Genomic DNA, 23,100 nt, shown 5'->3' on the forward strand with positions numbered 1-23,100 from the left:
CGGAAAGGGGATCGGCCCCTCGAAAGGGGCCGATCGGGTGAGCTGATTACTGCGTCGGGGGCGCGGGCGGGGGCGGCGGGTTCTGCCCGTCGGGCTGGGCCGGATATCCCGGCTGACCGGGCTGACCGGGATGGGGGTAGCCGTAGCCCGGCTGCGGGGGCGCGGCCGGCGGCTGGCCCGGCTGCGGGTAGGGCGGCTGGCCCGCCGCGGCCTGCGGGTACGGCTGACCCGGCTGGGCCTGGGGCTGGCCCGGCTGGGCGTACGGCTGGCCGGGGTGCGGCTGCGGATGCTGCGGGTACGGTCCGGGCTGCCCGGGGATCTGCTGGCCGGGGGCCGGCTGCTGTCCGGGGTACGGAGGCTGGGGCTGGCCCGGGACGGGCTGGCCGGGCAGCGGCGGGGCGGCCACCGGCGGCGGGTTGCCGTCGGAGGTCCACAGGCCGTGCGCCTGCTGGTGGCGGGTGAAGTCCTCGGCGACCATCGCCGCGAGGTTGAAGTACGCCTCCCGCACCTTCGGCCGCATCATGTCGAGATCGACCTCCGCACCGGCGGCGAGGTGCTCGTCGAACGGCACGACGATGACACCCCGGCAGCGCGTCTCGAAGTGGGACACGATGTCCTCGACCTTGATCATCTTGCCCGTCTCGCGGACACCGGAGATGACGGTGATGGACCGCGAGACCAGGTCGGCGTACCCGTGCGCGGACAGCCAGTCCAGCGTCGTGCTCGCGCTGCTCGCACCGTCCACGGACGGCGTCGAGATGATGATGAGCTGGTCGGCGAGGTCCAGCACACCGCGCATGGCGCTGTAGAGCAGACCGGTACCCGAGTCGGTGAGGATCACCGGGTACTGCTTGCCCAGGACGTCGATCGCGCGCCGGTAGTCCTCGTCGTTGAACGTCGTGGACACGGCCGGGTCGACGTCGTTGGCGATGATCTCCAGCCCGGACGGCGCCTGGGACGTGAACCGCCGGATGTCCATGTACGAGTTGAGGTACGGGATCGCCTGCACCAGGTCACGGATGGTGGCCCCGGTCTCCCGCCGCACGCGGCGCCCGAGGGTGCCCGCGTCCGGGTTGGCGTCGATCGCGAGGATCTTGTCCTGCCGCTCGGTGGCCAGCGTGGAGCCCAGCGCGGTGGTGGTCGTCGTCTTGCCGACACCGCCCTTGAGGCTGATCACGGCGATCCGGTAGCAGGACAGCACGGGCGTACGGATCAGCTCCAGCTTCCGCTGCCGCTCGGCCTCCTCCTTCTTCCCACCGAGCTTGAACCGGCCACCGCCGGCCGCCGGACGGCTGCTCTTCGCCTTCTGCTTCTTGCTGTTGAGCAGCCGGTCGGACGACAGCTCCACCGCGGCGGTGTAACCGAGCGGCGCGGCACCGGGGTTGGTCGGCTGCCGCTGGTCGTGCTGCATGGGCTGCGGCCAGGCGGCGCCGGTACGGGGGTCCACCGGCTGCTGGGGCTGCCCGCCGGGCTGCGGCTGGGCCTGCGGGGGCACCCCGGGCTGGGCCTGCTGGGCGGGCGGCTGGGGGAAGCCGTAACCGCCTTGGGCGTTGGGGGCACCGGGGTGCGGGAAGCCGTATCCGCCCTGGGGAGCGGGAGCGCCTTGCTGCGGGAAGCCGTAACCGCCCTGCGGGGCGCCGGGCTGCTGGGCCGGGGGCTGCTGTGCGGCCGGGGTGCCGGGGTGGGGGAAGCCGTATCCGCCCTGGGCGTTCGGAACCGGGGCGGGTCGGCCGTCCGGCTGCTGTGCGGCCGGGGTGCCGGGGTGCGGGAAGCCGTAACCGCCGTGCGCGTCGGGTGCGGCCGGGGCCGGGCCTCCCGGCTGCGGGAAGCCGTAGCCACCGGGCTGCGGGGCGGGCTGGCCGGGCGGCTGGTTCGGCGGCGTCGGTGCGCCCGGCTGGTTCCACGCGGCGGGCGCGGGCTGCGGCGCCTGCGGCTGGAACGGCGGCTGCGGTCGCGCGTTCGGATCCGTGGGCTGGGCCTGCGGCTGGGGCTGATGCTGCGCGGGCCACTGGTTGGCCGGCGCCGGGGCGGCCGGCTGGTACGACGGCGGCAGCGGCGGCACGCCCGGAACGGCGGCGCCCCGCGGGGCGCTGTCCTCAGCCCTGGCGTCGGAGGGATCGGCGTCGGCGGGCGGGACGTCGACCGGCTCGGGACCGGCCGGGGCCGCATCCGCGGCCACGGCGCCGGGCATCTCGGCCTCGGAGGTCCTGTCCTCGGCAGCCGTGTCCTTCGGTGTCGTGCCCCCTGAAGCCCCGTTCTCCGGAGCCCCATCGTCCGGTGCCGTCACCTCGGCGTGCGCGTTCACGCCCCCGGCTTCGGCATCGTCAGAAGCCGGGCCGGCCGCGCTGTCGTCCGTCCCGGACGCGTCGGCCGCATCCGTCGAGCGGTCACCGTCGGCGTCGGCGTCGCCGGGCGCGCTCCCGGCGTCACCGCCCGAGTCGTCCTGGTCCTCGTCCTTGGCCTCGGCTTCGCCCTGGTCGTCGTCGGCCGACTCCAGCCGCGCCTCGGTCGCCGCGGCACGCTCGGCGATCTCCCGCTTCAGGGCGACGGCGGAGAACCGCATGGTGGCACCGCTCTCCAGATCACCGCTCTCCAGATCACCGTCCCCCGGCTCCGGTTCCCCGGAGGTCGGGGGGGCCGGGGTGGCGGGGCGGGCCGGAACATCCGGAACAGCGGCAGGAGTAGCCGCCGGAACCGGCGGCGTCCACTGCGCCGGGAACCCGCCGCCGGGGTTGCCCGGTACGGCCGAAGGAGGGGCCGTGTCCGCCTCGGGCGCCTCGGTCCGCCCCTGCGGCTCGAACCCCATGGGCAGCTTGGGCACGGCGGAGCCCTCACTCGAGGAAGGCGCGGGAGGCGTGAAGGGCACACCCGGCGCCGGCGGGGGAGGCGTGAACGGAGCGCCCGCCGCGGGCGGCGGCACGGGAGGCGTGAAAGGCGCCCCCGGAGCGGGCCCCGGAGCCGGAGCCTGCGGCGGAACGGACGGCTGACCACCGGAAGGATGGGCATGCGGCGGCGGAGTCAGCCCCGGCAGCGGAGGAACCGGTCCGCTCGGGGCGCCGGAGGTACCGGAAGCGCCGGAGCCACCGGACCCCCGGCCCTCCTGGGACGGCGCAACGGACGCACCGGAGTCCTCGGACGCCCCCGCCCCCTGCCCCGAACTCGACGTTGAACTCCCCGAAGCGTTCTGCGTGTACCAGGCCGGGGGTGCGTAGTCGATGGTGAACTCGCCGGTCATCTCGACGTCGGACTCCGCGTCGGGCTGGTCATCGCCGGGTGTCGCCCAGCCCCCGCGGATCCCGTCCCGATCGCTGCTCACAGTGTTCCTCCTGGTGTGGTCGAGCACCCTCATGCCGTGCTGGGGCGACCCTTGCTTGTCGTCCGACCTCGTCCGAAGTCGGTCAATGGCGTCTCCGAGGCCGTCCGAGGTCGTCCGATACACCGCACCGGCTTCCCCGCTCTCCTTCTGGGACGCGGACGCCCGGTCCACGGGGTTCTGACGTCGCGCCCGGTACCAGCCTAATCACCACAAGGTCCGCCTCGGCAGGCCCATCTGCCCCTCATAACAACGCCGGACCTCGAAAACCACGCAAATGCGATGTAAATCCTGGCGCGGAAGTTGACAAAACGGGTTTACGGGCGCTTCCGATACGAGGTCCGTCAGTCCATCCGACGTGGCGCACCCAACAGCCCGGTCTCCGTGTCCGTGGGCTGTGTCATGACGTACTGCCGATCCCGATCTGTGCACCACAGGGTGAGACCGTCGGAGAGCCCCGGCAGGGAGTCGATCTCGGCTCGGGTGAGCGCCATCGTGCGGCCCAGCTCCGTGGCCTCGTCCGGCGATACCCTCTGAATCCCGACCAGCCGCGCCTGCCGCACGAGCCGTGGAGCGACCGGGCTCACGTACGGCAGCAGGGTCAGCACCGACTGCCAGGCCCCGGAGACGACCCGACCGCGAGGTGGCCGCATCCCGCAGTCCCGCACGACCAACACCGGCGTACCGGCTGAGGCACCCAGCGGCGGCACCCGCCCCACGTCGTACACGGCCATCCCGTTCTGCCCGCCCCCCATGGCGTGCACCATCCGCATCCAGGCCTGCGCCCGCCCCGTCTCCACGGCGACCCGCGCCCCCGTCGCCGCCGCCCTGAGCGCGATGACCTGCACGGTCCACAGCCCGCCGATGAGGACGACGTCGTACGGCATCGGCCGATTGAGCCCGAGTACCGCGGGCCGGCTCTCCGCGTCCAAGCCGATGACGACGCCGTCGTCGGCGACGGGGAGGGCGAGGGTGTCCAGTTGGTCGACGGTCACGGAGTGCCGCGGGTGTCTCGGGCCGATCAACCCGAAGCCGCGGCGCAGCAGTGCACGCGCCTGCCCGGGGGCAGAGGTCTGCGGCTCGCCCCGGCCGGTGGCCGCCGCCTGTCCCACGCGCTGGGGCGTTGCCGTCACCGGGCACCTCCGAGGGGCAGAGTGGCGAGCATGCCGGGTACCTGTTCCCGGTCGAGGCGGGCGAGCCCCATGCCCGTGTGCCGGGCCGCGGCCTGCACCGCGCGCCGGGCGGCGACGAGTTCGTCGTCGCTGCGCCCGGTCACCCGCAAGTGCCCGCACACGGAGACCTCCTTCCGCTCCCCGCGCCTGAGCGTGAGGCTGAAGGTGGTGGCGAGGGTGGGGACGGCAGTGACCAGAGCGACGAGCTGCGGCAGCGACGGTGCCCTCTCGCCACCCAGCACGGGCCACCGACGGATCCAGTACGTGGTGTGTCTGCGGTTGTCACAGCGCCAGTTCCGGCCTGACTCCTCGGTCCGCCGCTCCCGCGCGTCCGTCCGCCCCGCCTCCGCCGTCACCAGCGGGTTGGCGCAGGCCGAAGTGGCGATCGCGGAGATCAGATGCTCCTCGTCGAGGAGGGTCGCCCGGAATCCGGCTCCGGTGAGTCGGCTCGCGAGGTGATCGGCGGCACGCACAACACACTTCTGCGCTCCGACCAGACCGCCCCCGCGCGCGGCCACGGCTTCCGGGCACAGTTCCGGGTCGAGCTTCAAAGCGATCCAGGTGATGCGTACGGCCGGCGCACCTGTCTGCTCCTGCAGGGGCGCGTAGTTGGCGACGGCCACGGACTGCCGGGGCAGATGGATCGCGGGCGCGGGCTGGGTGTGGAGCACGACCTGCGCCGACTCCAGCCGGATACCGTCCACTTCCAGGGCGTCGTACACCAGAGAGAGCGGCAACGGCTGTCTGTTCCGCTCGGCCCGCAGTGCGGTGGCGTCGGCCTCGACATGCAGGACCGCCGTGACGAACGTACCGTCCCCGACGATTCCGACAGACCGGCGGTCACGGCCGGCGTACGTGTACGTCCGCAGACTCGGGTCGCACTCCAGGGCCGGCACCAACCCGGGCTCCGCGCCCTCCGGAATCGGCGTACTCGCCGCCCGCCTCTGCCGCGCACGCAACGCCTGCGCCGTGGCCAGCCATTCGGGCAGGGAACGGCCGCGGCGACGGAGGAAGGAGACCAGCACCAGACAGACGGCGAGGGCAGCCGCAGGCGCCAGAGCCAAGGGATCGATCACCCATCCGACGAGCAGGACGGCGGCCGCGATCTCGAACAGGACAAGGCGTTGCAACCGGAATGCCCCGGCCCGCCCCGAACGCACCTTGGAGTGGAGTGCGCCCGGCGAGGCCGGCCGCTGCGCCGGTCCTCGTGGGGGCGCCGCGGCGCCCCGTGTCCGCGATCGGTCACGGGACCGGGCGCGCGTTCCGGATGCCATCACTCCATCCCCCCGTTTCGCCGGCAACCGCCGGTACTTCAGCACCGCACAAGGCCCTTGACGGCCCGGATACCCTACTCGCTCCGCAAGTCCCCGCGGATACCAGGCATAGTAGGGGGCCGCTCTGACACCGGGGGCGGGGACCATGTCACGCCTGGCGAGCGCGACACATGTGACACGGGGAGAGACAGGCACAGATGGCATCTCGGCGCGACCAGCTCAATGCCTACACTTTCGCGAAACGCCGCATGCTCGCGGCCTTCCTGCAGTCGTCGCCCGACGGTTCGGAGGAAGGGGCGCCTCGTCCACTGCGCGCGGTCGTCCCCGGCGTCATCGTGGGTGTGGTCGTCATGGCCGTGTTCGGGGCCTGGGGCATGTTCAAGCCCACCGCGCCCAAGGGCTGGAACGAGCCCAACGCCAAGGTGATCGTCGCCAGCGACTCGACCACGCGCTACGTCGTCCTGAAGACCGGCGACCAGGTCCAGCTGCACCCGGTCCTCAACATGGCGTCCGCCAAGCTGCTCCTCAACGAGGGCCAGGGCGAGGTGGTGACCGTCGCCGAGTCCGTCCTCGACAACGGCAAGATCCCGCACGGCGTCACCATCGGCATCCCGTACGCGCCCGACCGCCTTCCCTCGGCGTCCGAGGCGGGCAGCGAGAAGCGCTGGGCAGTCTGCGAACGCCCCGGCGCGGGCGGCGAGTCCATCCAGAAGGCGGCCCTGGTCCTCGCCTCCCGCGACATGAAGGCGACCGAGGGCAGGGGCGAAAAGCTGACGGCAGGTCAACTGCTCTACGTCGCGGCCCCGGACGGCAGCCGCTACGTGGTGGACGCGAACGGACGCTCGTATCCCATCGACAAGAGCGACGAACTGCTGCTGCGCGCCGTCGTCGGCTCCGGGCGCAAGCCGCAGAAGGTGTCCAGGGAGTGGCTGGAGACCCTGCACACCGGCGACCCGATCTCCTTCCCGAAGATCCCCGGCCAGGTCGGTATCGCGGCCGACGCCCCAGGCCAACTGGACGAGAAGACCAACAGGGTCGGCATGGTGCTCAAGGCGTCCGACCTCAACAGCGACCAGTACTACGTGGTACTGCCCGGCCGGGTCGCCCCCGTCTCGGCCTTCGTCGCCCAACTCCTGCTGTTCAGCGAGGACCTGGTCTCCCTCGGCCAGGCCGGTGAAGCCAAGGACATGAGCCCGGGTGCGATCGTCCCCGGCAAGCCGTTCGGCACCGAGCACCGCTGGCCGACGGAGGACCCCCAGCCCGTCAACGACGCCTCCGGCACAGCAGGAAGCCGCAGCACCGTCTGCAACGTCCTGCGCGGCGTCAACACCGGCTCCGGCGCCACGACCCTGAGCACCTGGGCCGGCACGAACTTCCCGGCCAAGCTCCCCACCGGCTCCTCCAGCGCCTACGTCACGCCCGGCTCCGGCCAGCTCTACCGCCAGTTCCAGGGCAAGGAGACCAAGGCGGGCCCCGTCTTCCTCGTCACCGACACGGGCCTGCGCTACGTCCTGCAGTCCAACGCCGACAGCGGCGCGGACGACGCCGGTATCGGCACGACGGCCAAGGACCGCCGGCAGGCTCAGCAGGAGGCCCAACAGGCCCAGACCCGGCTCGGCTACAAGGATGTGGATCCCGCGCCGATCCCCGCCGCCTGGTCGGAGTTCCTGCCCACCGGCCCACGCCTGTCGACGACGGCGGCACGCCAGCCGCAGGGTTCCTGAGGAGGCCGGACATGCCACACGCGCCCTCCTTCCTCCGCGCCGCGACCACGGTGGTGGCCGCGGCCCTGCTCACGACCGCCCCCGTCCTCCTCGCGCCCCCCGCGGCGGCGGGCGACCTCCCGTACTCGGACCAGTGCGCGTTCCCCAACGGCAAGTACCCGGGCCGGCCCTGGTCCCTGCAACGCGTCCTCCTGGACGAGCTGTGGAGCCAGTCCACGGGCAAGGGCGTGCGGGTGGCGGTGATCGACACCGGCGTCGACGTGACGAATCCGCAGCTCACCGACGCTGTCGACGTGAAGAGCGGCCGCAACTTCCTGCCCAGGAACCTCAAGGACGACGACGGCAACCCGATCGAGCGGGGCAAGGAGAACGGCACCACGGACACGGTCGGCCACGGCACGAAGGTCGCCGGCATCATCGCGGCCCGGCCCGCCAAGGGCACCGGCTTCGTGGGCCTGGCCCCCGAGGCGACGATCATCCCGATCCAGCAGAACGACGCGGAGGGCCACGGCGACGTCGCCACCCTGACCCGCGCGATCCGCTACGCCATCCAGGCCGAGGCCGACGTCATCAACATCTCCCAGGACACCTCGAAACCGGTGAAGTCGACGTCCGATCTGGCGCTGGCGATCGACCAGGCCCTGGCCCGGAAGATCGTGGTCGTGGCCTCGGCGGGCAATGACGGCCTCGGCGGCAACGTCAAGGAGACGTACCCGGCTTCCTACAAGGGCGTCCTCGCGGTCGCAGCGTCGGACCGCAACAACGAGCGCGCCTCCTTCTCCCAGTCCGGCGAGTTCGTCGGCGTCGCGGCCCCCGGTGTCGACATGATCTCCACCGTTCCCAAGGGCGGCCACTGCTCCGACAACGGTACGAGCTTCTCGGCGCCGTACGTCGCCGGCGTCGCGGCGCTGATCAAGGCGAAACACCCCGACTGGACGGCCCGGCAGATCGTCGCCCAGATCGAACAGACCGCGGAGCGCACCGTCGCGGGCCACGACCGCCTGGTCGGCTGGGGAGTGGTCGACCCCGTACGCGCCCTGACGCAGGACGAACACCCCATCGAGTCTCCCGACCCGCAGGCAGGCCTGGGCAAACCGGAAGCCCCCACCCCGGCCGAGTTCCAGATCGGCGAGACCGCCGAGGAACGCAACGCCCGCCTCGCCACGTACGTGGTCGTGGGCGCGGTGGTCCTCGTGGCGGCGCTGGGGGGCACGGCGGTGGCGCTCCGCGACGCGCGGCGCAGGCAGAAGCGACGACTGGAGGCCGGCTCATGGACGCGCTGACCCAACTGAGTGTCCTGGGCCTCATCCTGTCCGCCGCGCTGCTGGCCATGGCCTGCGTCAAGACGGACCGCGTCCGGGCGTGGCGCGACGGCATCAACCCGTCGGGCGAGGAGTTGCCCGACGCCTTCTTCGTCGCCGCTCGCGTCACCTTCGTCGCCTTGGCCGGCGTCGGTATCTACGCGAGCGTGCAGGGCTTCGGAGTCTCCGACGACACGGCATGGGACGACAGCGAGCTGACCAGCGCGGTACAGGGGGCCACGGACGCCTTGGACGGCAGTTCCGGTTTCGGCGACATCTATGCCGAGGACAACGACACCGGCTGGATCGACGAATACGCGACAAGAATCGAGCAGGAGGTCGTCGAGCACGGCGGCGGCGACGCCCCGCAGTACGGCGTGACCGCGACACCCGCCGCCACGAACACGGCCTCCGAGGCGCGTTTCACGGTCAGCGGCGGTGGCTCGGCCTTCTGCATGCAGGTCACCCGTACCCGGTCGAAGGACGGGGACTATGAGCCGCCGGGAATCGCGGGAGGCCAGGGCACGGTGACGGTCCCTTCGTACGACTTCGCGGTGACGACGCGTGAGGGGGGTTGCTGACTCCGTGGCTCGGCCGGGCCTGGCCCCCCGGGTAACTCGCATACCACGAAGTTCAGTTGGCCGCATCTCACACTATGACTACAGTGGTCATCGAGTGTGCCGATCGGATCAACACCTGTGCACCGCTCGACGACTTCTTAACGGGGAACGGGGAGGGAAGGCATGCTGCCTGCGGAGGGTTTCAAGGTCGGCTTGGAGGCGCTGGGAACCTTCAAGAAGCGTGTCGATGCCGTGCTCTCCACATTCGAGGGCTCACCCGGCAGCCCTCAGCAGATCGCGGCGCACGCCCTCTCCGAGGCCTCTTTCAGCGGTTCGGGCGGTTTCGCCGAGGCCAAGGGCCTCCACAGCCAGTACGAGCGCGTCCACGAACGTCTCACCGCACTCTCCAAAAACCTGGGCCTTCAGATCGAGGCGATGCAGATCGCCGTCATGGGCGCGGGCGGAAACTTCAGCAACATCGACGAGGAGGAGCGGCGGCGGTTCTGGGAGATCAGGACTGATATCGGCCGTCAGCAGCTTGAAGCGAAGCAGGAGAGGGCGGCGGCGGAGGCCGCGAAGCGGGACGAGTCCGCGCCAGAACGTTCTGATGACGACCAGGCAGGTGACCTGTACTGATGAGCGAAGAGCAGGAGCACCCGGTACCGCACCAGGCGGAGAGGGAGCAGGCCGCGGCGCAGCTCGGCGCGATCGACATGGTGAGCGGTGCGACGGGGATGGCCCAGCTCCTCCCCTTCGGCTGGAAGGTTCCACGGGTCTTCGGCAAGACGAACTTCGAGGGCCACGCCCTGAACGCCATGATCGACATGGTCGAGTCCGCGAAACCGGAGGACTTGGAAGCCGCGGGCACTGCTCTGTTGAACGCCCGGACCGCCATCGAAGATGCCGCCGAGGAACTCGAGGGCCACATCGGCCGGGTCGACTGGGAGGGCGAGTCAGGCGAGGCTTTCCGTAAGTGGGGCGCCAATCTCGTCATCCACGCCCGCAAACTCGCCGCCTTCGCCGACGTCGCCGGCACCCAGGTAACGGCAGCGGCCGCGGGCCTCGCCTCCGTCCGTAGCGCAATGCCGCCCCGCGACACCCGAGAGGACCCCAAGGCGGTCGCGGACATTCCGACGCCCAAGCAAATCGAGAGCAACGCGGAGTACGCGGCTGCGGTCAAGGCCGAGAAGGACCGCCAAGAGGCGATCAACCAGATGAACCGGCTGGCGTCCTTCTATGCGGTGTCGGAAGAGATCATGGCGGGGCAGGAGCCGCCGACGTTCGAGCCTATGCCGGATGTGGGGGTGCCTAAGCCGGATCCGAGCTACGGGGTCCCCCGCGGCGATGGGGAAGTGCAGAGCTCCGGGGCACTTGCGGGCGTTCGTGAGTCCGTGGTTGCCGGACACGACACTCCGAACAGGGGAACAGAACACTCGCGTTCGGGAGACACCACGCCGCCGCTGAGAAAAGTGGACGACTCGGCCATTCCGCAGGATGGGAACGTTGGCACGAGGATCGACAGCGTGGGCACCCTGCCGCCCCAGGAAACCACAAGACCGTTGACCAATGCGCCGCATACGGTGACGGGTCCGAGTGGCAACGGTGGGACGGCCCCTCCCTTTCCCTCCGGCACGGTTCCTCCTGCCCCGAGCGGGCCGGCAGGCCGCACCTCGAGCTTCGGCGGAGCCAACGGCAACAGGGCCCCGATCTCAGCTCAGGGTCGTACAGGCACTTCGAGCGGCACCGTCGGCGGTCGCGGTGGCTCAGGCCCGATGGGGCACGCCACCACAACCGGGCAGTCGGGTACTCGAGGTGGCAGCGCTGCCCCCATAGGCCGAGGTGTCTCCGGCGGAATGCCACGCACTGTCGGTGGACCGGCGAGCGACCGCGCGGGAGGTGCGAGTTCCACAGGTACGGCGCGCGGTAATGGAGTTGTCGGAGGAAGGCCCGCCACAGGTCCTCAAGGGGCGACCGGCTCCAGGGTCCCGCGCGGTACGGTCGTCGGCACCGAGGGCAACACTGGCTCCCGTGCGCCCGCCGGCCAAATCGGGCAGCGAGGAGTGATCGGGGCGCCGAACTCCACCCCTGGTGCTCGTCCGGGCCAGACTGCCCGTCCTGCCGCGGGCAATGCCGACGGCGTCGTCGGTACACCCAAGGGGCGAGCCCCAGCAGGGAGAAGCGGTGGACCGGCCGGAGGCGGCGCAGGTGCACCGCACGGCCGCACGGGAAATCGACGAAACACGAACCGCAGGGATCGTGAGGGTGGGTCTCAACCGGAGACCCCGCGACGCAACACGCCACCAGTGACTGACTGATCAGAGCGAGGATCTACAGAGGCATGACAGGGATCAGCCCACGTGGCGGATTGACGGCGTTCTTCGCGGGACGTGCCGGAAGACGGGTGTCCACCACGTGCGCGGCACTCGGGCATCACCGTCTCACCCTCCGCTCCCGCATCAACCCCGTCACAGGTCCCAAGAACACTTCTGCCGACCAGATTTCGGAGGCAGGATCAACCCCCGAACCGTCCGACAACACCACGATGTGGGTCGCCCTCGGAGCCGCAGGGGCTGTCCTGGTAATCGGGGGCGGAGCCTTCGCGGTGATCCGCTCGCGCCGAAAAACATGACGACTCACACACGTCAACCGGTCACACACGACCTCTCCGACGCGGTGACGCGCTCGGAAGCAAGCCATAGCTCTTACGAAGGGGAGTGCCGAAATGGTCGACCGCAAGCTTAATGAAAGCGACGTACAGAGGCTTCAGACTGAGGTCGTCGATCGATACGACAACATCAGGGGATCGCTCGCGAAGCTGCAGGGCACGATCGACATGATCGAGAAGGCCTGGAGGGGACAGGGCGCCCAGGCGTTCAACGTGAAGCAGACGGAAATCAACCAGCACATGGTCGCGATCGGCAAGATGCTCGACGACTTCCTCGAGGGCATCAACCTGAACAAGATCGACAAGCGCAACCTTGAAGACCAGATCGAGGCCGACCTCAAGCAAATCGCGGTGGACGATCTCGGTGGAAAGACTTCGGCGCTCAACAGCTACTGAAGCTACGGACGAGCCATCGGCGGCAATGGGCCGCACCGTGGTCCGGGCAGCGCAGTCCGGCTGAAATCTGCATAGAAACGAGGGAAACATGTCCGGAGCTCATTACGACGAACTGGCCGTCACGTACGGCACCATGGATGCGCTCGCCACCGAGCTCGGCAACCAGGCCAAGAAGCTCGAGGAGGACCTCGAGGCCCTGAAGCAGGCCGTGCTCAACGTGTCCTCGGGCTGGGGCGGCGAGGCGTACGAGGAGTTCCAGAAGAAGTCCAAGCAGTGGGACACGCACGCGCGGGGCATCCACACGGCGCTGGTCCAGATCTCCCAGCGCGTCCACACCGCCGGCGGTGACTACCGAGGCGGCGACCTGAAGGGCGCCAGCTACTTCCAGTAGGAGCGCACGGTCTGCAGAACCAGGGTGGGCACGCACGGGAGGTGCCCACCCTGTGCGGTACCGCGCCCTCAGAAAGCCCGCACCACACGTCCGCGGTGTGTCCCGAACGAAGCGTTGGCTACTCCGGCTTATGCCAGGGAACCCCTCCAACGTGCCGGGAGAACTGCTGCCAAGTCCGCCTACTGTCCTCTCGTCATGACGCCTCATACCGGAGTCACTCATGACCACAACCCGGTTGTCCCTAGCAGCTTCGATCCTCTCGGCCTGAAGGACGACCACCGATGAAGCGGAACGCATTCGCTCGAGCAGCGCATCGCCGAGACGGGTTGCTCGCTTCCCTCCGGGAAATTCCGTACCAGTGTCTCCTTCAGAGTGAACGTAAAGGGATCATGCACCGAACTCTTCGAGCCTGCGCTGTGTCCGTCGCCTGCCTGTTGGGTATCGCCGGCCCGTCCCCCCTCGCCGTGGCAGCGGACACGGCTCCCAGGCAGTGGTACCTCGGAGTCATGAAGGCCGAAAATATGTGGAAGGTCAGCACGGGCAAGGGCATCAAGGTCGCCGTCATCAGCACTGGCGTGAACCCTGCTACGCCCTCTCTGCGGGGACAGGTCCTCACGGGGGTGGACGCCTCGGTGCGATCCGGGAACGTCAAAGGCAGCGTGACGGACACTACCGACACCACCGGTGCAGGGACCACAGCCGCCGAGCTCATCGCCGGAACGGGCCGCGGCGGCGGGCTGCAGGGACTCGCCCCCGGCGCCAAGATCATCCCGATCCGTGTGCCGCCCGTCGCACACGACGATGCTCCTCACATCAACTACCCACTGGCCATCGCCGTGAAGGCCGCCGCCGACAGCGGCGCGCAGATCATCTACTTCTCCATCAACAACCAGTACGCCCTCAGCAACGTGTTCGGGGACAGTGATGCATTTGAGTACGCGGTCAAGAAGGGAGCGCTGCTGATCGCCGGCACCGGCGACGTAGCGAAGCTGGGAAACAAGCCGCAATACCCCGCCGCGTTCCTTGAAGTGGTGGGCGTGGCGGCCGCTGATCGGTTCGGGAAGGTCGCCCCCACGTCTCAGCATGGTGAGGATGTCGACATGGCTGCTCCAGGGGTCGACATACCCCGGTGGTGCGACGCGACTTTCCAGCGGTACTGCAAGGACGGAGGCGGCACCGCCGCAGCGGCTGCGCTGGTGTCGGCCTCGGCTGCCCTGGTGTGGTCCAAGCACCCCACGTGGACTGCTGCGCAGGTTTGGCGCGTTCTTGAGGAAACTGCTGGCCGTGACTGGCCGTCGGACTCCGTCAGCAGCTACCTCGGTTACGGTCTGGTCCGCCCTCGGCAGAGCCTCCTGGAGGGTAAGGGCCAACCTGGGAGTGCCGACCCAGATGGCGATCCCTTCTTCGTGCGTCCGGTCTCCGGTACCCCCAGTGCCTCGTCGAGCCCCGCAAAGGGTGCCGAACCGGCGCGCGAGACAGCGAACTCCGCTCCGTCCGCTGCGGCGGACGCCTCCGACGGCGACAACGGCGCGCCCTTGGCGGGCATTGCCGCTGCGGCTGCCGTGGCTGTGCTGGTCGGAGGCGCTGCGTGGGTGCTGGTACGGCGTCGGCAACGCTGACAACAGGGCGATCCTGCATTGGTCCGGCTCGCCGACTGCCGCGCGGAGGCCGTTTGACCTGAGCTGTACTGAGATTTGTGGAGTCCCTGATGCCAGGGTTACGGTCCTGGCGAAGGAGAACCACCAGCACCATGGCAGCACCCCGTAAATATCCGGACGAGCTCCGCGAGCGCGCGATTCGCGAGGTCCGCACCACCGGCCGCCCGATCGCGCACGTCGCGAAGGACCTGGGTATCCACAAGGAGGCCCTGCGCGGCTGGGTCCGCCAGGCCGAGGCCGACCGCGGCGAGCGGGACGACCGGCTCACCACCGCCGAGCAGGACGAGCTCAAGCAACTTCGCAAAGAAGTAGCGGAGTTGAGGCGCGCGAACGAGATCCTGAAAGCCGCCTCGGTGTTTTTTGCCCAGGAGATCGACCGTCCCCGGACGAGGCCGAGCAGGTGATCGACCACCTGCGCGAGAGGGGCCTTGGGGTCGATCCCGTCTGCCGGGTGCTGGAGCTGTCGCCGTCGACGTACTTCGCCCGCAAGAAGCGGCCGAAGTCGGCCCGCCGGCTCCGGGACGAGCAGCTCATGCCGCTGATCGAGGAGGTCCACGCGGAGTCGGGCGGCACCTATGGCGCTCGCCGGATCACCCGCGCGCTTCGGCGCAAGGGCCACGGGGTGGCCCGCTGCACCGTCGAGCGGCTGATGGCCGAGCTGGGCTTGGAGGGCGTCATCCGTGGCCGGCGGCGTCGGGTGACGATTCCGGAACCGTCGGCGCCGCGTCCGCCGGACCTGGTCGACCGCGACTTCACCGCCTCCCGTCCCGATCAGCTGTGGGTCGCGGACATGACGTATGTCCGCACCTGGTCGGGATGGGCGTATGTGGCGTTCGTCCTGGACGTGTACTCGCGGATGCTCGTCGGCTGGCAGGTCGCGAACCACATGCGGACCGAACTCCCTCTGGACGCCCTGGAGATGGCGCTCTGGCGGCGCCGGATCAAGAAGGACTCCGGCCTCATCCATCACAGCGATCGCGGGGGCAATACGTATCAATTCGGTATACCGACCGGCTCGCCGACATCGGCGTCTCCGCCGAAGAACGTCGACCAGGTCGAGCGGGCGATCTTCCAGTGGATCACCTGGTACAACGAAGAACGCCTTCACTCCGCGCTACTACGTGCCGCCGGCCGAGTACGAGGAAGCCTTCTGGCGCAGCCAGGAGCAAACCCCGCAGTCCGCCTGAACCCATCAAGAACGGACTCTACGAAACTCGGGGCAGCTCAAAGAGCTACACCGTGCAAGGAGTGGCCGCCCTGCTCAAGCGGCACGGCTGGAGCTGCCAGGTCCCCGCCCGGCGGGTGATCGAGCGGGGCGAGACCGCGGTGGCCGGCTGGATGAAGGAGGCCTGGCCGAGCGTGGAAGGACCGTGGCGGCGCTCGACGCCTGGCTCGTCTTCGAGGACGAAGCCGGATTCTCGATGACGCCGCCGACCACCCGCACCTGGTCCCGCCGCGGCCACACCCCTGTGGTCCGCGTCCGGGGCCGCTCCCGCCGCCGCTTATCGGTGGCCGCCCTGGCCTGCTACAAGACCGGCGAACCCTCACGGCTGATCTACCGGCCCTGCCCAGACGCCCGGCCCGACGGACGCAAAAGCTTCTCCTGGAAGGACTACCGCGACCTGATCCAGACCGCCCACCAGCAGCTCGGCGGCCCCATCGTGCTGGTCTGGGACAACCTCAACACCCACCTCACCGCCGGCATGCGCCGCTATATCGCCGACCGCGACTGGCTCACCGTCTACCAACTACCGCCCGACGCCCCCGACCTCAACCCAGTCGAGGGCATCTGGTCGGTACTGCGACGCACCACCGTGGCCAACCGTGCCTTCGCCGACCCCGACGACCTGATCACCGCCGTCCGACGCGGCCTACGCCACCTCCAGTACCGCCACGACGTCCTCGACGGCTGCCTCACCGGCACCGGCCTCCGACGCCAGCCACCATGACGACATCACGCATTCAAGGTCAGTACCCACTCGACCAGCACGTGGGGCGGGGTCGATCGCGGCAGGATACTAAATTGACAATGCTCGTGCGCTGGCGAGTTGAGACGTCGAAGTCCTCCTTCAGCGACACGGGAGCCTTGTCCATTGAGGATGGCTACGTCCTCCCCCGATCAGTGGCCGCTCTGAAAGACCTCAGTTGCCAGACTGAAAGCTAAGTGATCCTGAGACTCTGTGCAGGGCAGACCGAATTCCAGAACTTCCTTCAGCGCATAGGTTCATAGGCTGAAGGGGCGGCCGCAACGTCCCATGATGAAACGTGCCTTGCCGCCCGGCAGCACCGGGGGAACCGTCAAAGGCATAGCGAGAGCGGCAAAGCACCCGTGACGACCTGCACAGCACGGGGTGAGGTCACCGGCTACATACATGTGAAGAGCCGACGGCCCCGGCGTAAGCCGTGATGAGCTTGAGCATGTCCGCATCCTTTGCGTCATCGTGCGTCACCCTGACAGAAGCCCACAATGACTCGTTGGCCTCGTCGGCCTGGGCGCAGTCGACCTTGCCGACGGCTCCGGTCGACGAATAGATGTATCGGCCGTCGTCGCTCTGCTGGTCCTGCGGGTCAACTCCGAGCGCAGACTGGGCGACATCGCTTGCTGTCGTCTCGCTTTCCCAGTGCTCTGTACTGACTGAAAGGGCTGAATCGCCGTCGACATGGATACGACAGCGTTTAGTGCTTCCCGAAGATTCCGGATGTTCCGTGAGTTCGTCGCCGTTCGGGAGAACTGCCTCCAGTGCACTGCGAGGGACTTTGATCCCGCATAGCGAATCGGGGACCGTGTAGCGCTTGCCCGAGGACGCGCAGGCGGCGATGGGCAGCAGCGCGGTCATTGCCGTGACAAGGGCGAGAGTGGCGCGAGCTCTCAGCCGCGCGGCGTTATGGATCTTCTTCACGGAGTACCTTTACCTGCACATTGAGTGACGGCTTGGTCAGAGTGACGCAGGGAGTGCTACTTGGGGGCTGGCGGGCGGGTCAGTTCCAGGGCCTGGTCAGTCAGGAATCTCTATTTCAAGGTCCCTCGCCATCTGGTGGCCTGCAGTGGAGGCGTCGTCGAAGCCGTCTGTGGTGCCGATGCGCGCCCACTCGTCCACGCTGTCGACGTACGCTGTGTTGTGGGCCTTGGCCGCCGCCACAGCTGCGTTGTGAGCCATCGCCGTGTTGGCATCTTTGGAGTTCTCCCAGCGCTCGCCGATGTCCCTCCCGAGTTCCTTGGTGAACTCGGGATCGGAATCCTTATAGAATTGCTCCAGCACCATGCTGGTGGCGGTGCCTGCGGCCCCGCCGATGCCGGCGCCGACTGCGGGGGAAGCGATAAAGGACGTACCCACGCCGACGAGTGTGCCGATGGTGCCCGCGGTAAAGTTCTTCTTTTGATTCACGGCGTTTTCGAAGTCGCCATCGGCTTCCTTTGCCGGCCCCAGAACAGCCTCATTTCGTCCGAGTGCGAGCGTGCCGCCGATCTCACCCGACCTGCGCGCGATCTCCTTCACCGTGGCCTCGGCGCTCTGGTCGTAGCGATGGTCCGCCGGGAGATCTGGGTTGAGGTGGTAGTCCATGAGTCTGGCCATGTATGTCTTTTGGCTGACTTCGATAGCGGCGTAGCCTTCCGGGTCCTGTCCGACGGCGACAAGGAAGCGGGTGACGTCAACGTGCTGCATTTCAGCAGGCACCCCGGAGATTGGGAAGAGGCGGGCCACGCTGTCATTGCCTTCCGGGGCGTCGGCCGTAGCACGGTTGATGTCGGCCAGGTACTCAGAAGCGATCTGGCCCATGCTGTCGGACATGTACCCGTTATCGGTCAGTCGCCCGGGATCCTCCGAGATCGACGCCACCAGGTTCTCCATAAGCCTGGCCTGCTCGGCATTGTGCGGCGGGGTGTCCGCCGTAGGAATCTCTCCCGCCGGATGCCCCGTAGTAGCCGCCTCCAACGCCAACGCCAAGTTGTTCCTTCCGGCGATGCTGTCCTCGCCCTTGTCGTCCGTGTCCTGCGGCCAGTCGCGCTCCTCGAACAGGTAGTCGAAGTTGCTGAGAGTCCGCTTCCCCTCCTTCCCGTCACCGTCAGTGTCGTGCGTGAAGTCATGGTCCTCGTCCTTCGTGACGAAGGTGCCGTTGAAGAACTCCGTCGCCGCATCCGGGTTATTGGACAGCCCCTTGAGGTAACCAGTCATCGGGTCCCAGCCCGAGTCGGTACCGGTGCGGTTGAGGAGTGGGTCGCCACCCGTACGGGTCCACGCCCCGTGGCGGCCGTTGTCCGTGAACTTCTTCTCCGTCTCGATCAGCTTGTCGCCGTAGTCGGCGAGGAATCGGTCGTCGTAATTTCCGAACCGCATCAGGTTGGTCATGACCTGCGCCCCGAGGGGGAAACCGCCGTTGCGGCCCACGGGCTTGTCGGCCAGGTCGGTCATTCTGTACTTCCAGTCCGACATGTCGGCGCTGTCGCTCTGTGATGCCGTAGCAAGCGTGAGACTGAGGTTCTTCTGCAGGTCGTCGAACTTGTCCGACCGTTTATGGCCCAGTTCCCAAGCGCTGTTCGGATCGTTGACACCGGTCCAGAAGTTGAGCGTCCCGTTCGGTCCGAGGCTCGTGGCGAAGCGTTCCGCGAACAGTTCGTCGTCCGCGTAGTCCTTCAGCCCCTTGTTGAGCCGGTCGAACTCCGCAGGGGTGAGGTCCTCGGGCTTCTTCTTCGCCAGCCTGGCCAGCTCGTCGGCTTTCTTGATCGCGTCGGCCGCCTCGTCCCGGCTGTTGTAGTCGGCGTCCGAGAAGCCCAGCCTGCTCTGGTCGGCAATGGCCATGAGAACCGTGCTGGCTGTCTTGTCGCTCTCGGTGGCCTTGTCGAGGATCTTCTGGAGCTCGTCTCGAAGCGCGGTGATCTCGCCCTTGTTGTCCTTGTCCTCCTGTGCGCGGCCTTCCGGCGGGATATCCGTCGTGACGGTGAAGCCGCCTTCGTAACCGATCACCGTCAGCTTCTTCTGACGGCCGCGTTCGATGGCGTCGACGAGCTGCCCCTTGTAGCCCTTCAGCTCGTCCCGGGTATCCCTGAGGATCTTGTAGATGGAGTCGGCCTGGCCATGTGCGTCCTTGAACTCCTCGGTCGTCTTACCGATGAATTCCTTGGAGACGTCGGCGTTGTAACCCGCCCATTCGGCCTTATTGGCGGTGCCTCTGAGGCCCTTCTCGGCTTCCTCCTTCAGGGCCTCCAGGTCCTTGACCATCGTCGACCAGTCGTCGACGGCATCGTCGAGCAAGCTGAAGTCGGCATTCCGAAGGGCGTCGAGATCCATTAGTTCTTGCCCTTCTTGTCATCCGGTTTGCCGTAGACCGAGTTCTGCTCGCCGGGAGGACCGACACGCTCGTCGAAGCCCGCGTCCAGCAGGTCGATGCTGCTCATCTGTCGGCGGATGTAGTCGTCGTCATCGGCATGCAGGTTCTTGGTGACCCTCATGTGGTTCGAGATGTGTGCGCACACGTCCCGGAGGGAGGACAGCTGCTGGTCCCAGCGGAGCGCAACGTGCTGGAGCGCGCTGCCGAGGGCGAAGCCGCCCTTGCTCAGGGCTCCGGCGGCGCTCTCGGTGGTGGGGACCGCTCTGCGCCCCTTGTTCCACAGGTCGTCGTACAGGTCGAAGGCGTTCTGGCCGATCTTCGCCAGATCCCTCTGGCTGACCTTCAGATCGCCGTACTGGCTCGGATCCGGCGCGGGCCGACCGCCGTTGCCGGGGTCCAGCTGGTTCAGTTGTATCCGGGTCGAGCCGTCCTGAGCTGCCTGCGACTTCAGCTGCTCCCATTCATCCCACGCCATCGCGCGGACCCCTTCCCCGTGTCCCCGTAAACCCGTCCGATGGACGGACCATTCTGCCGAACCAGTACCAGGCCATGTCCGTGACCCAGTTCAAAACGAGTCGCCAGCCCAGACGAACGCCAGGATCCGTTTCGACCGATACGCCGAGCCCGACGACTCGTTCGCTTCAGGATCCCGGACTGACGCGCCTGGATCACCAGCACAGCGCCTGCTGGTCGGCGCCCTGGGAGGCGCTACCCGTCCCCCTCAATCCTCAAGCCCACCCGACTCGAAGTAGTCAATGCTGGTGAACCACCACACCGCCATCACCACCATCAGCGCCGCGAGCGAGAGCAGGAGAATCCGTCGGGCTCTGTACCCCGCCTCTGACGGTTCGTTCGCTTCTGGATCACTGAAACGGCGTGCCTGGAAACGCCACCAGAGCGCCTTCTGGTCGACCAGGCCCATCCCGCCGAGCCAGAGGGCGAGCAGAAGCATGAAGATTCCTACCCCGACCATCAGAGGTCGCCTTCCTGTGCGAGACCGATCTGCACCAACGGCTTCCCCCGCCGCCGAGACACGAAGACCCCCCGCCCCGCAGGCATGGGCCGCGGCCGAACCCCACCGAGCAGGTCGCCCTCGCCGGGGTCGCCGGCCAGCACCACACCCTGCGCGCCCAGCTCCTTCACTCGCTGCATGAACGCCTCATACGACGCCCGTCCCGCACCCGCGGTCGACCGCGCGATGATGAATCGCACCCCCACATCCCGGGCGAACGGCAAGAGTTCCGTCAGTCCCGCCAGTGGGTTCCCGCTCGACGTGGCCACGAGGTCGTAGTCGTCGATGACGACGTACACCGTGGGCCCGCGCCACCAGCTCCGGTCCCGCAGCTGCTGGGCGGTGACGTCGGCTGTCGGTGTGCGGCGCTTCATCAGGTCGGCCAGGGCGACCATGTGGTGGTCCATGGAGTTGGACATGGGGATGTACTCGGCGAGGTGGGACGAGGGTGTCACGTCCAGCAGCGAGCGCCGGTTGTCGATGACGAACAACTTGGCCTCGTCGCCCGAGTACCGTTGCGTCACCTGCTTGATCAGCAGCCGCAGCAGGTTCGACTTGCCCGACTCGCTTTCGCCGAAGACGAGGAAGAACGGGTCCTGCTCGAAGTCGACGAAGACCGGTTCCAGGTTGTCCTCGTCGAGGGCGAAGGCGACGCCTCGGCGCGGGAAGCGATCGCCCGGAGGTAGTTGGTCGGCCGGGAACTCGCGGGGAAGCAGGCGGACTTCGGGGGCGCCGGGGGCCTGCCAGTGCCGGGCGACCACGGTGGCGGACGAAGCTGTCCTCTCGATGACGCCGCCGACCTCCCGCACCTGGTTCCGCCGCAGCGACACCCCAGGGGATCCGGCCGCCACTTATCGGTGGCCGCCTTGGCCTGCTGCAAGACCGGCGAATATCCGCGGCTGAGGTACCGGCCCTGCCGAACGCCCGGCCCGATCGGCGCAAGAGCTGGTTCTGGAAGGGCTATTGCCACCTACTCGGAACCACTCACCAGCAGCTTGGCGGCCCGATCGTGTTGGAGAACCTCAACACCAACCTCACCGCCGAAATGCGCCGCTATCGCCGACCGCGACTGGCACACTGCCTTGCCACTGACGCCCTACGCGCCCGACCTCAGCCCGGTCGAGGCCATTTGTGTGTGCTGTCACCAGCCGAAAAGGGTGACTGCTTCGCTACAAGGCGCCTTCCGTGCATTCGGATGATTTCTCGACTTCCTTGGTGTATGAGATGATCAGACGTTTCACGGCTTCGGCGTCCCTGTGCTTTGAGCCCGATGCTTGCATGATGGTATACAACTCTTGCTTGTATTTAGCATCAATGCAGCCGCGGGTCTTCCCGAAGGCCTCGTATCCGGAGTATCGAAACCTGCCCGCCTCTGCGGAATGGTCGGGCGTGTCGAGGGATTGTCTGGCCGCAACGAAGGCTGTCGTATTTCCTTCTTCCAGCCATATCTGAGTAGCGGTGAAAATCAACTGGTTATCTACAATGACCTGACATCCCTTGACTCCAGAGTAGGATTTATCCCTAACGGTGATCCTCCGTCCTGCTGGAAGGAAGGGGGTAAGGGTGTCGCTGTCGACGGCAGTTCCGCACAGGTTGCCCGGAATCGTGTACTCGCGTTGCTGCTCGTCGCCACCGCATCCCGTAATCGTAAAGGTGAGGGTTGTGAATGCGGCTGTCGAAATCAGGCCTGACTTCCGGTGAGTCGTTCGGTCGGTTTTCATCAAAATCCTTTGTCGGGCCGAAGTGATCAGAATCTGGATCAGACTTCCGGGAGCTTGCCCTTCGGCAATTGCTTGAGCATTAGGATAGCCCTGCTGTGCGGACTGGCGCGCATTCATTCCGGCATCGTCAACGTCTATTGAATGATGTTTATTCGCTGCGACCCGCGCTCCGTCTTCTGCGATCGCCCCATTTCTTACCTGGCCTTCATTCCAGAATTGTCCACCCGTCGTCTGGGCATCGCTCACTGCGTGACCTTCGGCGTCTTTAAAGACCGCCTCCAGCACCGTGCTGGTCGCTGTTCCTCGCCTAAAACGATGTGGTCGGCGCTCGTCAGCACGCGGCAGAAGAAGGTGAGTTTTTGCCCACCCCGTCGCTCTCGCCTCGATCGTTAGCTGATCGCGCGTCTGGAAGAACACTCTTCACTTGCTTCGATCGGCGGCGCTGGCTTATTGCCGTTCCGGCAACCGGTCGAGTCCCTTAGTGAAAATCTCCAAATAACCAAAGAATCCTCCGGCTACAAGTGCGAGCGCAGCCACGGTGATCAGCGTAGGTTTCTTTAGCCGGGAGCCGCTTCCATCATTGCT

The 23,100-nt window shown here is 67.7% G+C and carries 17 protein-coding genes and 3 pseudogenes; 11 read left to right on the top strand and 9 right to left on the bottom strand.

What is annotated here, in order from left to right; all coding sequences use genetic code 11:
- Nucleotides 1-46: 46 nt before the first annotated feature.
- The 3 genes from C1703_RS29220 to eccE form a co-directional block, all read right to left on the bottom strand.
- Nucleotides 47-3,316, bottom strand: coding sequence for an SCO5717 family growth-regulating ATPase (locus C1703_RS29220; protein WP_114255630.1), 3,270 nt, complete (start codon nt 3,314-3,316; stop codon nt 47-49).
- A gap of 341 nt (nt 3,317-3,657) precedes the next feature.
- Entirely contained in the window at nt 3,658-4,425 is a 768-nt protein-coding gene (locus C1703_RS29225; protein WP_114257643.1) for a hypothetical protein, read from the bottom strand.
- A 17-nt stretch (nt 4,426-4,442) separates the two neighbouring features.
- On the bottom strand, nt 4,443-5,759 hold the full coding sequence (gene eccE / locus C1703_RS29230) for a type VII secretion protein EccE (protein WP_114255631.1): 1,317 nt from the start codon (nt 5,757-5,759) through the stop codon (nt 4,443-4,445).
- A gap of 197 nt (nt 5,760-5,956) precedes the next feature.
- On the opposite strand from eccE, the gene eccB reads away from it, so the two are divergent.
- From eccB to C1703_RS29285, 11 genes and pseudogenes are all read left to right on the top strand, one after another.
- Complete coding sequence (eccB, locus tag C1703_RS29235; RefSeq protein WP_114255632.1) at nt 5,957-7,483, top strand: type VII secretion protein EccB; 1,527 nt, start codon at nt 5,957-5,959, stop codon at nt 7,481-7,483.
- 11 nt (nt 7,484-7,494) lie between these two features.
- Nucleotides 7,495-8,766, top strand: a complete 1,272-nt coding sequence (mycP, locus tag C1703_RS29240; RefSeq protein ID WP_114255633.1) for a type VII secretion-associated serine protease mycosin — start codon at nt 7,495-7,497, stop codon at nt 8,764-8,766.
- Entirely contained in the window at nt 8,754-9,365 is a 612-nt protein-coding gene (locus tag C1703_RS39090) for a hypothetical protein (protein WP_157993178.1), read from the top strand. Before mycP ends, C1703_RS39090 begins: the two co-directional genes overlap by 13 nt.
- Before the next feature lie 162 nt (nt 9,366-9,527).
- Complete coding sequence (locus tag C1703_RS29250) at nt 9,528-9,980, top strand: hypothetical protein (RefSeq protein WP_114255634.1); 453 nt, start codon at nt 9,528-9,530, stop codon at nt 9,978-9,980.
- Nucleotides 9,980-11,659, top strand: a complete 1,680-nt coding sequence (locus tag C1703_RS39095) for a WXG100 family type VII secretion target (RefSeq protein ID WP_157993179.1) — start codon at nt 9,980-9,982, stop codon at nt 11,657-11,659. The genes C1703_RS29250 and C1703_RS39095 overlap by 1 nt, the downstream gene beginning before the upstream one ends.
- Before the next feature lie 407 nt (nt 11,660-12,066).
- On the top strand, nt 12,067-12,405 hold the full coding sequence (locus C1703_RS29260) for a WXG100 family type VII secretion target (RefSeq protein WP_031118360.1): 339 nt from the start codon (nt 12,067-12,069) through the stop codon (nt 12,403-12,405).
- Between the two features lie 88 nt (nt 12,406-12,493).
- Nucleotides 12,494-12,796, top strand: a complete 303-nt coding sequence (locus tag C1703_RS29265; RefSeq protein ID WP_059415306.1) for a WXG100 family type VII secretion target — start codon at nt 12,494-12,496, stop codon at nt 12,794-12,796.
- Between the two features lie 506 nt (nt 12,797-13,302).
- Nucleotides 13,303-14,415, top strand: coding sequence for a S8 family serine peptidase (locus C1703_RS29270; protein ID WP_232840622.1), 1,113 nt, complete (start codon nt 13,303-13,305; stop codon nt 14,413-14,415).
- A 131-nt stretch (nt 14,416-14,546) separates the two neighbouring features.
- A pseudogene (locus C1703_RS29275) lies at nt 14,547-15,641 on the top strand (IS3 family transposase).
- Nucleotides 15,642-15,681: 40 nt separating this feature from the next.
- Nucleotides 15,682-15,879, top strand: a pseudogene (locus C1703_RS29280) (winged helix-turn-helix domain-containing protein); the annotation flags it as partial.
- Entirely contained in the window at nt 15,876-16,403 is a 528-nt protein-coding gene (locus C1703_RS29285) for a transposase (protein ID WP_232840795.1), read from the top strand. The pseudogene C1703_RS29280 and the gene C1703_RS29285, both read left to right, overlap by 4 nt.
- A 408-nt stretch (nt 16,404-16,811) precedes the next feature.
- Here the strand turns inward: C1703_RS29285 and C1703_RS39100 are convergent, their stop codons facing one another.
- The 6 genes and pseudogenes from C1703_RS39100 to C1703_RS39105 form a co-directional block, all read right to left on the bottom strand.
- Complete coding sequence (locus C1703_RS39100; RefSeq protein WP_157993180.1) at nt 16,812-17,354, bottom strand: hypothetical protein; 543 nt, start codon at nt 17,352-17,354, stop codon at nt 16,812-16,814.
- Between the two features lie 96 nt (nt 17,355-17,450).
- On the bottom strand, nt 17,451-19,742 hold the full coding sequence (locus tag C1703_RS29290; RefSeq protein WP_114255637.1) for a hypothetical protein: 2,292 nt from the start codon (nt 19,740-19,742) through the stop codon (nt 17,451-17,453).
- Entirely contained in the window at nt 19,742-20,257 is a 516-nt protein-coding gene (locus tag C1703_RS29295; RefSeq protein ID WP_114255638.1) for a hypothetical protein, read from the bottom strand. Before C1703_RS29295 ends, C1703_RS29290 begins: the two co-directional genes overlap by 1 nt.
- Nucleotides 20,258-20,503: 246 nt before the next feature.
- Nucleotides 20,504-20,734 (bottom strand): hypothetical protein, encoded by a 231-nt coding sequence (locus C1703_RS29300; RefSeq protein ID WP_157993181.1) that lies wholly within the window; start codon nt 20,732-20,734, stop codon nt 20,504-20,506.
- A 20-nt stretch (nt 20,735-20,754) separates the two neighbouring features.
- A pseudogene (locus tag C1703_RS29305) lies at nt 20,755-21,552 on the bottom strand (FtsK/SpoIIIE domain-containing protein); the annotation flags it as partial.
- 411 nt (nt 21,553-21,963) lie between these two features.
- Nucleotides 21,964-22,932 carry a hypothetical protein gene (locus C1703_RS39105; protein WP_157993182.1) on the bottom strand — a complete coding sequence of 323 codons (969 nt, stop codon included), beginning with the start codon at nt 22,930-22,932 and terminating at the stop codon, nt 21,964-21,966.
- Nucleotides 22,933-23,100 lie beyond the last annotated feature (168 nt).

This window comes from Streptomyces sp. Go-475, assembly GCF_003330845.1.
GTDB lineage: Bacteria > Actinomycetota > Actinomycetes > Streptomycetales > Streptomycetaceae > Streptomyces.

Bases quoted from the DNA above. Each gene is read 5' to 3' on its own strand.
- eccE (WP_114255631.1), bottom strand. From the start codon at position 5,759: ATGGCATCCGGAACGCGCGCCCGGTCCCGTGACCGATCGCGGACACGG.
- eccB (WP_114255632.1), top strand. From the start codon at position 5,957: ATGGCATCTCGGCGCGACCAGCTCAATGCCTACACTTTCGCGAAACGC.
- mycP (WP_114255633.1), top strand. From the start codon at position 7,495: ATGCCACACGCGCCCTCCTTCCTCCGCGCCGCGACCACGGTGGTGGCC.
- C1703_RS39090 (WP_157993178.1), top strand. From the start codon at position 8,754: ATGGACGCGCTGACCCAACTGAGTGTCCTGGGCCTCATCCTGTCCGCC.
- C1703_RS29250 (WP_114255634.1), top strand. From the start codon at position 9,528: ATGCTGCCTGCGGAGGGTTTCAAGGTCGGCTTGGAGGCGCTGGGAACC.
- C1703_RS39095 (WP_157993179.1), top strand. From the start codon at position 9,980: ATGAGCGAAGAGCAGGAGCACCCGGTACCGCACCAGGCGGAGAGGGAG.
- C1703_RS29260 (WP_031118360.1), top strand. From the start codon at position 12,067: ATGGTCGACCGCAAGCTTAATGAAAGCGACGTACAGAGGCTTCAGACT.
- C1703_RS29265 (WP_059415306.1), top strand. From the start codon at position 12,494: ATGTCCGGAGCTCATTACGACGAACTGGCCGTCACGTACGGCACCATG.
- C1703_RS29270 (WP_232840622.1), top strand. From the start codon at position 13,303: ATGAAGGCCGAAAATATGTGGAAGGTCAGCACGGGCAAGGGCATCAAG.
- C1703_RS29285 (WP_232840795.1), top strand. From the start codon at position 15,876: ATGACGCCGCCGACCACCCGCACCTGGTCCCGCCGCGGCCACACCCCT.
- C1703_RS29290 (WP_114255637.1), bottom strand. From the start codon at position 19,742: ATGGATCTCGACGCCCTTCGGAATGCCGACTTCAGCTTGCTCGACGAT.
- C1703_RS29295 (WP_114255638.1), bottom strand. From the start codon at position 20,257: ATGGCGTGGGATGAATGGGAGCAGCTGAAGTCGCAGGCAGCTCAGGAC.
- C1703_RS29300 (WP_157993181.1), bottom strand. From the start codon at position 20,734: ATGCTTCTGCTCGCCCTCTGGCTCGGCGGGATGGGCCTGGTCGACCAG.